This is a genomic window from Paraburkholderia phenazinium (assembly GCF_900100735.1).
Taxonomy (GTDB): Bacteria; Pseudomonadota; Gammaproteobacteria; order Burkholderiales; family Burkholderiaceae; genus Paraburkholderia; species Paraburkholderia phenazinia.
Genome location: NZ_FNCJ01000004.1, coordinates 560 through 763, shown reverse-complemented (window position 1 = coordinate 763; position 204 = coordinate 560). Strand labels below are relative to the sequence as shown.

Genomic DNA, 204 nt, shown 5'->3' with positions numbered 1-204 from the left:
GAACTCGCTGTCGACGGGTCTGAGCACGACGAACAGTAATGTGGCGTCGCTGTCGACCGGGGTCAGCAATGTGCAGAGCGGTGTGACGTCGCTGTCGACGGGTCTGAGTACAACCAACAGCAACGTGACGTCGCTGTCGATCTCGAGCTCGACGGGTATCAGCACCGCACAAAGTGGTGTGAACTCACTGTCCACAGGCCTGAG

At 59.3% G+C, this 204-nt stretch carries 1 pseudogene; it reads left to right on the top strand.

The features are described from left to right. Window positions 1-204: pseudogene (locus BLQ92_RS40615) on the top strand (YadA family autotransporter adhesin); the annotation flags it as partial.